This window comes from Treponema sp. (assembly GCF_052169735.1).
Taxonomy (GTDB): domain Bacteria; phylum Spirochaetota; class Spirochaetia; order Treponematales; family Treponemataceae; genus Treponema.
In genome coordinates this window covers 1-9,465 of record NZ_JBQNBW010000078.1, presented here as the reverse complement: position 1 = coordinate 9,465, position 9,465 = coordinate 1, and the positions used below count along the sequence as shown (strand labels likewise).

Below are 9,465 nucleotides of genomic sequence, written 5' to 3'. Positions count from 1 at the left end.
ATGAGCATATCAAATATAATGATGAGTATATAAAGTTTGCCTTTTTGACGGGGGTAAGCAAATTTTCCAAGGTGAGCATTTTCTCCGGATTGAATAATATCGAAGATATCTCACTGTATCCCCAGTATGGGAATATTTGCGGGTATACACAAGCGGATCTTGAAACGAGTTTTCAGCCGTATCTTGCAGGGGCTGATATGGAAAAAGTGAAGCGCTGGTATGACGGTTATAATTTTTTAAAGGACAATGTATACAATCCGTTTGATATATTGAAATTCTGTGCGAATGGGCATTTGTATAAGAATTATTGGTTTGAAACAGGTAGTCCGAGCTTTTTGATCAATTTGATAAAAGAAAAGAACTATTATGTACCGCAGTTAGAAAACATTGTGATTGGTGAAGAACAGCTGGGAGCTTTTGATATTGAAAAGATCAATTTTGAAGTGCTTTTGTACCAATCTGGGTATTTAACGATAGATCGGACTTTTAGTATTGGCAGTAGAATTATGTACGAGCTTAAAATACCGAATTTGGAAGTGAAAGCTTCGTTGAGTGATAGAATTTTCACTATGATAACAGATTCTTTACAAGAGGGGGTTAATCTTCAAAACAGCACCTATATTGCATTAGAGAAAGCTGATATGGAGGGGATTAAAGATACGCTCCATACGCTGTTTGCCTCGCTGCCGTATCAGAACTATGCGAATAACAATATCAGCCTGTACGAAGGATTTTACGCCAGTGTGGTGTATGCGTTTTTAGCGAGTTTAGGGGTTCCGCTGATTGGAGAAGATACGACGAACCGAGGACGGATAGATTTAACGCTCACTATGGAGCAGAAAGTCTACATTATCGAGTTTAAGGTGGGCAGCGGGAATGCCTTGGAGCAGATAAAAGCAAAGAAATATTATGAGAAGTACCGTAATATGAATAAGGACATCTATCTTGTTGGGATCAATTTTGATGAAGCGGAGCGGAATATTTCGGGATTTACGTGGGAGACTGTGTGAAAATATACGGTTCCTACTGCAGCGGCGATGATATTCTGAGCAGGATCAACAACCTCGGCGTAGAGCACCGGAGATACTGATTTTTCAGCAAAAGGCTTGACAAAAAAAATGATGCTGATACTATATACGATTACAGTGTGGGAGCCGCTGATTATGGATTCTCTTGCTACAGTGAAAGGTGTGCTGAGAATAGTAACCGGTACTTTGGGTAGAAGAGGATGTGCTAAAGTATCATAAATATTGCCCTTCAATTTAAAATCGTAACACAAATAAATTCATATATAGGGAACAAATGCGTTTAATAGTTATTTCAAAGTTTTGAGGAGGTCAAAATTTGAGCAAATTAAAAGGTGTTCTTCTATTGTTTGTTGCAGCAATTGTGATGGGATGCGCCTCACAGCCTAAACAGCCGACAGAAGAACCTCAGGAAGAAACGCCCGTTGTACAGGAGCAACAAGTCGCCGCAGAGGAAAAACCTGCTGAAGCTGAACAAGCTCCCGAGGCTCGGAAGGATGAGGGTCAAAATACAAATGCCGAAACAACAGTTTATTTTGCGCCAAACGCATATACTATTGATGCGTTTACCGCTCGTAAACTTGATGGTATTGCGGAACAGTTAAAAGCCAAAGAAGTAACAAAGGTAACTATTACCGGTCATAGTGCAAAGATGGATAATGCACGAGACGAAGATCGTTTATCGTTACAACGGGCAGTTGCTGTTGCGCGTTATTTTGAATCGATTGGGGCTTTCGATGGCAGCAGCATGGCAATAGAATCTGCCGGTGCAACATGCCCCGCCGGATCTCATGCGGATATTGCTGAACGAAAGCATAACCGCAGAGTAGAAATTGCATATTAAAAAAGATGCGCGAGTCATCTTTTACATTATTGGAGGTACGATTTATGAAAAAATCACTCTTTGCTGCAGCGTTCGCAGCCATTTGTTTATCTGTTTGGGCACAGGTGCCGCAGACAATGAATCCCGATTATCACAGAGCAGCAATGCAATATCTTAATGGAGAGAAGCATTATGTGAACAGTGATGTATTCTTTAAGCTGAATTCTTCAGATAAGGAAACAGGATTGGATCACGTTGAATTCTCTGTAAACGGTTCTGCATTTATGACCTATTTTAATCCTTTCCACATCTTGGAAGAAGGTCGGCATGAAATTTCTTACCGCGGTTTTGATAACGGCAAAAACTTGGAAGTTGCAAAAACACTTGCTGTTATTGTTGATAATACCGCTCCCAAAACAACACTCAATACCACTGAACCTTTGTTTTACAAAGGGTTAGCTGCATACTGCTCTGCAAATACTAAATGGTATATCGCTGCGAATGATGATATAACCGGTTCAGGTACTGCAGGCGCTTATATCGGTACCGATTTGAATAATCTCGAACTGCGCGGCGAAGGAAAAGAAGCTGAAGAAGCATACTATTCTTTAACCGAGGAAGGTCCTACAAAAGTTTATTACACAGCAATCGACAATGTAGGTAACTTAGCTTCTGTTGCAATGGTTTCTGTTGTTGTGGATACCACTGCTCCGACTGTCTATATTGAAAATAGCGATCGCCTCATCAATAAAGATTCTGAATTTACTGTTTTCCCCAGCTCAGATGTGGTTGATGAAGAAGGACGTATTATCGTTTCTACAAAAGAAAGTGTCGCATTTGCTGCAACTGATGAACTTTCCGGTCTTGATGCAATTTATGTTAAGATCAATGATGCGGATTATGTAAAATACGTTGATCCTATTCAGTTCACCAGCGAAACTGTTTACAATATCGATGTAAAGGCTATCGACAATGTTGGTAACGTATCAGAACCGGTATCCTACAAATTCTATGTAGACAAGATCACACCGGCATCCGATGTTGAAATGATCGACAGAGACGGAAACGCACCTGCGATGTGGAAGGCTCCTGCAAACGAGCAATAAACCGCATTGAAAATGCACATACAGCATTGCGCTTTACAGTTAGATAGTCCCATATAAAAGATGTGAACGTCTAACGGAGAACACATGCTGTTTACAACGGAACGGCACCTATAAATAAATCCTAAAGGATATATAGGTGCCGTTTTTTATTCGTGCGGAAGGTTAATGCTCACATGCTGTGTCTAACATGAGGGTATTAAAGCCGACTGCAACCACCTCGTCAAAAATATACATCCTTGCTGTGGACACCTCTGCTCTTTTTGAGGTGTAACATAAAAATGTTCACAGTTTCTTTATGCTCACCCAATATATGATGCTTTGATAGTTTTTACGGGAAGACTATGTTGATTGAAGCTATAGGATTTCTAGGAGGAAGCGCTGAGCAAGGAAAAGAAATTGTCAGCAGCTTTTTTTTCCGAGCTGACCGCAGGCTCCGCCGATAGTGCGCCCTCGTTTTTGCCGGACGGTTACATTTAAGCGGGCAGCAGTCAAATAGGAATAAAAAGTTCGTACTTCGGAATCTGAAGGTGTCGTATATGGTAAGCTGTCTACCGGATTCCAGGGGATTAAATTGATATGCACATCAAGTCCTTGTGTAAATGCGCATACTTGTTTTGCAGCATCTAAAGAGGTGTTGATGTTCTTTAAAAGCGCCAGTTCAAGCGTTACCCGTTTCCCTGTTTTTTCATTAAAATACCGAATTGCCTTTTTTAATTCGGGGAGAGGATTTGCTTTTGTTACCGGCATCAATTCTGTCCGCAATGCTTCATCAGCGGTTGTCAGCGAAACAGCCAGCCGGATATCAAAGGAACTGTCTGCTAATTCATAAATCCCCTTACATATACCTGATGTTGAAAGTGTTATACGCCGATGTGAAAGATTTCGCCCCTTGGGATGTGTGAGAATAGCAATGGTTTTGCTGATAGCGCCTAAGTTTAAAAGCGGTTCTCCCATGCCCATAAAGACAATATTGTCGAGTCTGCCGCAAATTTTTTCTAGATGAAGAAATTGTTCGACTATTTCATTTGGTGCTAAATTACGCAAACAGCCAAGTTGTCCTGTCTGGCAAAAAGTACAGCCCATCGGACAGCCGACCTGACATGAAACACATGCTGTTTTACGTTCATTTTTATCAAAGAGCAGCACGGTTTCTATTCTGCTGCCGTCATATAACTCTATTCCAAGCTTTACAGTACCGTCAGGATCTTTTAGAACAGTACCGCACCGTGAGTTATGTACAGCAAAATCTTGTGTAAGCCGTTCCCGTTCTTTGAGTGGAATGTTTGTCATATCAGCAAACAACTCGGTACCGCGTGCAATCCATTGAAAAATCTGCATTGCATGGAACCGCTGGGTAAGATTACAGGCTGCCGAAATTTCTTCCGGTAATAAGCCTGATAGAATCTTACCCGTTTCCGTATGATCATTAAGCACTATAGCATACTACCTTAATTCTGTAGCGAAGAAAGCGCATCGCTCACCGCTTGGTTCTTAATGCCGTATTGCTGGAAGGCTTGCAATACCTCAATAGCTTTTGCTTTTTCGTTGGTATGGATATAGCAGTCTGCCAGCTCAAGATAAATACGGTAGTTCTTCCGATCAGCCTGCATTAAATGCGTTAAGCTGGTGATAGCTTCGTCATACTTACCTTGTATTTTACACAAAATTGCAAGACCAAGTATCGCATAGGAATCATAGTCAATATCAAGAGCGCGCTGATATATCTGTTCTGCCTTTACATAGTCGCCGATATGCCGGTAAGCATCGCCCATACGGGTCAAGATCACTTTATTGTTAGGATCTTTTTTCAAAATAGCATCCCAGTATTTGATAGAATGCTGTTGCTGCTTCATACCGCGATAGCAGTCAGCTAGTCCGAACAAACCGTAGAAATTATCAGGATCTTTTTCCAAGGCTTTTTCAAAGTAGCTTACGCCTTGATCAAACTGCTTCATCTTCCGGTAGCAGTTTCCGATTGACGTTAAAATGCGGATATCTACATTATTCTCATTTTGCTCTAAAATTTTCTGCCAATAAAAAAGGGCTTCACGGTATTTCTTGAAGTCATAATGCAAATGACCTAAACCGATTAAGGCATAAGGATTACTTGCTTCTATCTCAAGCACTTTTAAATAAAGCCTCTTTGAATTTTGAAAGTCATGGATTTTCCGATATGCATCCGCAACCCGGGTAAAAACAGTGATGTTTGCATTATCATGCTCAAGGTATTGTTCCCAAATCTCTATAGCCTTTGCGTAGAGGTTCATGTTTTTGTAACAATCCGCCAAGCCGAATAATGCATAGTTGTTTCCCGGATGGTGCCGCAAACAATCACTGTAATATTGGGCAGCCTCTTTACATCTGTTCCGTTTCCGGGCAGCGTCCCCTAAGCCGACAAGCGCATAGTTGTTGTTTTCATCCAGTGCTAACATCTTCTTAAACTCCGACTCTGCACGGTCGATCTCATTCGCTTTAAGGAAAAGATATCCTTCGCGCGAGAGCTTCGTTAGCTCGTCCACTCCATCCGCATGAGGCAAGTCTTGGTCAGGATTCAGTACGGGGGGAAACAATCCTTCATGCCTTTCGTGATAAGCATTCTCAATAGGTTCAAACATTGTCAACTCCTTTTGTGTCAGTATCAATTAACTTCTTAACAATTTGGACGAGCGAGTCAATAATCGGTTCTGATTTGCGTTTGTTTTTTGCGAGATAATATAAACGGAGTGCTTCTAAAGTGTTGTGCTGTGCAGCATAATAATCGCCGACACGGGTAAGCCCGTCTGAATAGCCGGTGGTAGTAAAAATACGTTGTGCTTCTTGAATAAAGCCTTCATTAAAAAGCCGATTTCCTCGCCGGTTTAATACTGCTTTTTGCTCAGAACTGAGAGAGGTAACACTATCAGTTACTTTAATAAAATGCCTGTTGTCCAATTTCATTTTACTTTATCTTTTACTACATGAGATTTTTAATCTAAAACCTATTTATAAAAGTCCGCCCCTTTTCTAAAAATAAAATCAATTATATACATAATCCAACACTTTCAAACGTACAATACTTTCGGCTGCCGGATTAACCGAATCTATTCATTCTTATTATCGGCACAATTATTTTATAAAATAGCTCAGATTATTGCAAGCCCTTGAGTTTATCACAATACTTACGGCTTACATGTGCGGTATTTATGAGTATGATTTTATAACACCTCTGTAATGTTCCGCCGAATCCCTGCCATCGTATATTTTTTTCTCTTGACTTTTTATATACCGATTGGTATATTATATACTGATCGGTATATAATATGAATGATACAACAACAAACGATAATAGCAAAACCGAAATTCTTAACACGGCTATCCGTCTTTTTTCGCAAAAAGGATATGAGGGAGTAGGGGTGCAGGAGATTTGCGATAACGCCGGTATCACAAAACCGACTCTGTACTATTTTTTCAAAAGCAAGCAGGGGCTCTTGCAGGCAATAGCAGATTCCAAAGGAGCGGAGCTGCTGCAGCGTTTGAGTGATGCTGCAGTGTACGAGCACGATTTTCTGAAAAGCCTGACACGTATTCTGACCGCAGCAATCGATTTTGCTCTTGCGTATCCGGATTTTTTTAATCTGCACAGCGTACTCTTAAATGCACCCGGTAATGCGGAAACCGAGGCCGTCTACGCGCCGTTAAAAAAGCGCTTTGATTCGGTATTTGCAGCATTTTTTATAAAATCCGCCAACGAGTTCGGCAATATGCGCGGGAAGGAAGAACTGTACTCAATCTTGTTCCACAATAATGTCATTTCGGTAGCTCTGCTGTGTGTGCAGCACAAACTGCCTAGAGATGATCAAACGATTTACCGCGTTATACATAGCTTTGTATACGGCGTCGCTTAAGCTTTTGAAAATATACGGCACATCTACTGCGTCATACGGCAAAAAAGTGTCCTCAACGTATCATAGATACGCCTCCGGTACTTTTTTGCCTAATTCCTTGTATCTGTACCGTCTCTTTTCAAAAGGCTTACGGAAAGGATTTCAGGATGGACAGGGATGGTCGTGGTGTGAATCAGCAACGAGTTTAGACGTAAGGCTAAACTCGCAGGTCAAGAATGTACACGGATGTACATTTCAAAACTGCCAAGGATGGCAGTGGTTCCACGCAGAAGCGAGTTCGTTCACGAACTCGTAGCCTTAGAATGTACACGGATGTACATTCTTGAGCGAGGGTGTTCAGCAAGCACGATGATCTTATTGTCTACAAGGCAGGAAACATCGTTGACAATATTCATGTACATGATGTTATCGAGCCTTATATTTTCTACCGGACATGAAAGCGGTAAATTGGTATGATGCAGAGCATTGTAAAGCGATAAGAATCTTTCTTTTGCTTTGTCATCTTCACTGAATAGATCGACAAATACCGAGTCTTTATATTTTCTATTTGCCATAGCCATAGCAATCCCTCTCAATGGCTACATTATAGCATAGATTATAGGATTTTGAAATGGATATATCTGGCTTCGCAAAGAAAATCAAAGATAGGCTTAATAAGAAAAACCTGTTATACTATCTCTATGAACCTTCCACGAAAATTGCCGGTTGGCATACAGAGTTTTAAGGATTTACGCGAAAAAAGATTTCTCTATGTTGATAAAACAGAGTATCTATCTCGATTGGTCAATAATGGGAAGGTGTATTTTTTGAGCCGTCCGCGCCGGTTTGGCAAAAGCTTGTTTCTTTCAACCTTAGCAGCCTATTTCCGTGGGCAAAAAGAGCTGTTTACAGGGCTGTATCTTGAAAAAGCGGAAGAAGAAGCGGCTGTTCAAGAAGGCAGAAATGCGTGGGAAACATATCCTGTACTGTATCTCGACTTTAATACGGGACAGTATCTTGAAGATGATGCTTTACATGAACGGCTCGATTCTTTATTAAAAGAACCGGAAAATCTCTATGGTATAGTCCTCACAAAAGAAGAGAAACCTTTTTTTGCATCACGGCTTGAACGGCTGATAAAGGCAGCTTATCAGCAAACGGGCAAACAAGTTGTTATCCTCGTAGACGAATATGACAAACCGCTTTTGCAGACAATGGATGCCAATGAAACACTCAATGAGCAATACCGTAATATGCTCAAAGCCTTCTATTCGGTTATTAAAACCTGCGATCAATACATTCGCTTTGCCTTTCTCACTGGGGTTACTAAGTTTAGCAAAATCAGTATTTTCAGCGATTTGAATAACCTGGAAGATATCAGCTTACGCAATGATTATGCAGGAATATGCGGCATTACGGGACGGGAGCTTGAGCAGAACTTTGAGCCGGAGATAGAAGCACTGAGTATAGCAGAAGGTTTGACGCGAAGTAAAACGCTTGCGACCTTGAAGAAGCAATATGACGGATATCGCTTTGCAAAAGCCGGCATGAATGTGTATAACCCTTTCAGTCTTTTAAGTGCATTTAAAGCGAAAGACTTTGGCAGCTATTGGTTTAGTACGGGAACACCGACATTCTTGGTCAATTACTTAAAAGAGGCGCATTATTTTATCCCGGATTTGGATGGCAATGTTGAACTCAATGAAGCAGGATTGGAAACGTATCGTGCGGTGACAGAAAATGCATTACCTATTCTGTTTCAATCAGGGTACTTGACGATTATAGGGTATAGCAAAGAAGCGCGACTGTATAAGCTCGGCTTTCCGAATGATGAAGTGCGATACGGCTTTTTAGAGAATCTACTGCCTGCATATTCAGGTTTGCCGCTCGGTGATACAGGCAAGTCAGTATGGCAGTTTGTACAAGACATCCGTGAGGGGAAAGTTGACTCTTTTATGGAACGAATGCGGTCAATCATAGCAGGTATACCGTATGATAACTTCAGCGAAGGAAACGTGAAACTGAGGGAACAGAACTATCAAACGGCGGTGTATCTGATTTTTGCGCTGATGGGGCAGTTTGTACAGACTGAGGTGCATTGCTCGACCGGACGAGCTGACTGCGTGGTTACTACTGCGGATAGTATCTACCTCTTTGAGTTTAAACTTTCCGGTAACGGTACTGCGGAAGATGCACTCAATCAGATAAAAGAAAAAGAATATGCAGCAAAATATCAGGTGGACGGAAAGAAGGTGGTACTCATCGGTGCGGGATTTGATGAAAAAAAGCGGACGATTAAAGACTGGCAGGTAGCAGTGGTATCGTTATAAGCCCCCGTTTTTCTTTTGGGGGTATAGGGGGTATTTTCTTTTTATCGAATACTGTCATCCTGCTCATTTGATGAACTAGCATGCAGAGCAAGACTTCCAATCTCCGCAACGGAGTCAATGCTCACATGCTGCGTTGTGGTTGTTGTTTTTTCTTGCAGGTTTGTCTTTTCCGTGGTATAATTATTTTTATGTAATGATATGCCGGCAAACATAGTTTTTAGTCTATATTTACGGTTGTTTTGCATAAAAATATTGTTTTATACGGAAGTATGATTGACAAAATGAAGAATATGTATATAATGCCCCCTCCCCCCCCCC

Annotated in this window: 8 protein-coding genes and 1 pseudogene; 5 read left to right on the top strand and 4 right to left on the bottom strand. The window is 41.2% G+C overall.

The window, feature by feature from the left end; all coding sequences use genetic code 11:
* From ACTTJ8_RS10625 to ACTTJ8_RS10615, 3 genes are all read left to right on the top strand, one after another.
* On the top strand, nucleotides 1-1,010 hold a 1,010-nt coding region (locus tag ACTTJ8_RS10625; protein WP_442721168.1), incomplete at its 5' end, for a PD-(D/E)XK nuclease domain-containing protein.
* 334 nt (nucleotides 1,011-1,344) lie between these two features.
* Nucleotides 1,345-1,869, top strand: coding sequence for an OmpA family protein (locus ACTTJ8_RS10620; protein WP_442715780.1), 525 nt, complete (start codon nucleotides 1,345-1,347; stop codon nucleotides 1,867-1,869).
* Between the two features lie 44 nt (nucleotides 1,870-1,913).
* Nucleotides 1,914-2,954, top strand: a complete 1,041-nt coding sequence (locus tag ACTTJ8_RS10615; protein ID WP_442715781.1) for an OmpL47-type beta-barrel domain-containing protein — start codon at nucleotides 1,914-1,916, stop codon at nucleotides 2,952-2,954.
* A gap of 399 nt (nucleotides 2,955-3,353) precedes the next feature.
* On the opposite strand, the gene rlmN is transcribed toward ACTTJ8_RS10615, so the two are convergent.
* Genes rlmN through ACTTJ8_RS10600 form a run of 3 tightly spaced genes read right to left on the bottom strand, consistent with a single transcriptional unit; the run spans nucleotide 3,354 to nucleotide 5,891 of the window.
* Nucleotides 3,354-4,388 carry a dual-specificity RNA methyltransferase RlmN gene (rlmN, locus tag ACTTJ8_RS10610; RefSeq protein ID WP_442715782.1) on the bottom strand — a complete coding sequence of 345 codons (1,035 nt, stop codon included), beginning with the start codon at nucleotides 4,386-4,388 and terminating at the stop codon, nucleotides 3,354-3,356.
* A 14-nt stretch (nucleotides 4,389-4,402) separates the two neighbouring features.
* On the bottom strand, nucleotides 4,403-5,569 hold the full coding sequence (locus ACTTJ8_RS10605) for a tetratricopeptide repeat protein (RefSeq protein WP_442715783.1): 1,167 nt from the start codon (nucleotides 5,567-5,569) through the stop codon (nucleotides 4,403-4,405).
* Nucleotides 5,562-5,891, bottom strand: a complete 330-nt coding sequence (locus ACTTJ8_RS10600; protein WP_442715784.1) for a hypothetical protein — start codon at nucleotides 5,889-5,891, stop codon at nucleotides 5,562-5,564. Before ACTTJ8_RS10600 ends, ACTTJ8_RS10605 begins: the two co-directional genes overlap by 8 nt.
* A 362-nt stretch (nucleotides 5,892-6,253) precedes the next feature.
* On the opposite strand from ACTTJ8_RS10600, the gene ACTTJ8_RS10595 reads away from it, so the two are divergent.
* Nucleotides 6,254-6,838, top strand: coding sequence for a TetR/AcrR family transcriptional regulator (locus ACTTJ8_RS10595; protein WP_442715785.1), 585 nt, complete (start codon nucleotides 6,254-6,256; stop codon nucleotides 6,836-6,838).
* 332 nt (nucleotides 6,839-7,170) lie between these two features.
* On the opposite strand, the pseudogene ACTTJ8_RS10590 reads toward ACTTJ8_RS10595, so the two are convergent.
* Nucleotides 7,171-7,398 (bottom strand): annotated as a pseudogene (locus ACTTJ8_RS10590) (hypothetical protein); the annotation flags it as partial.
* Nucleotides 7,399-7,518: 120 nt separating this feature from the next.
* Between ACTTJ8_RS10590 and ACTTJ8_RS10585 the strand changes: the two are divergent.
* A complete protein-coding gene (locus ACTTJ8_RS10585; protein WP_442715786.1) occupies nucleotides 7,519-9,147 on the top strand; it encodes an ATP-binding protein in 1,629 nt (542 codons plus the stop codon).
* The last annotated feature ends 318 nt before the right edge of the window (nucleotides 9,148-9,465 follow it).

Bases quoted from the DNA above. Each gene is read 5' to 3' on its own strand.
- ACTTJ8_RS10615 (WP_442715781.1), top strand. From the start codon at position 1,914: ATGAAAAAATCACTCTTTGCTGCAGCGTTCGCAGCCATTTGTTTATCT.
- ACTTJ8_RS10595 (WP_442715785.1), top strand. From the start codon at position 6,254: ATGAATGATACAACAACAAACGATAATAGCAAAACCGAAATTCTTAAC.
- ACTTJ8_RS10585 (WP_442715786.1), top strand. From the start codon at position 7,519: ATGAACCTTCCACGAAAATTGCCGGTTGGCATACAGAGTTTTAAGGAT.
- ACTTJ8_RS10605 (WP_442715783.1), bottom strand. From the start codon at position 5,569: ATGTTTGAACCTATTGAGAATGCTTATCACGAAAGGCATGAAGGATTG.
- ACTTJ8_RS10600 (WP_442715784.1), bottom strand. From the start codon at position 5,891: ATGAAATTGGACAACAGGCATTTTATTAAAGTAACTGATAGTGTTACC.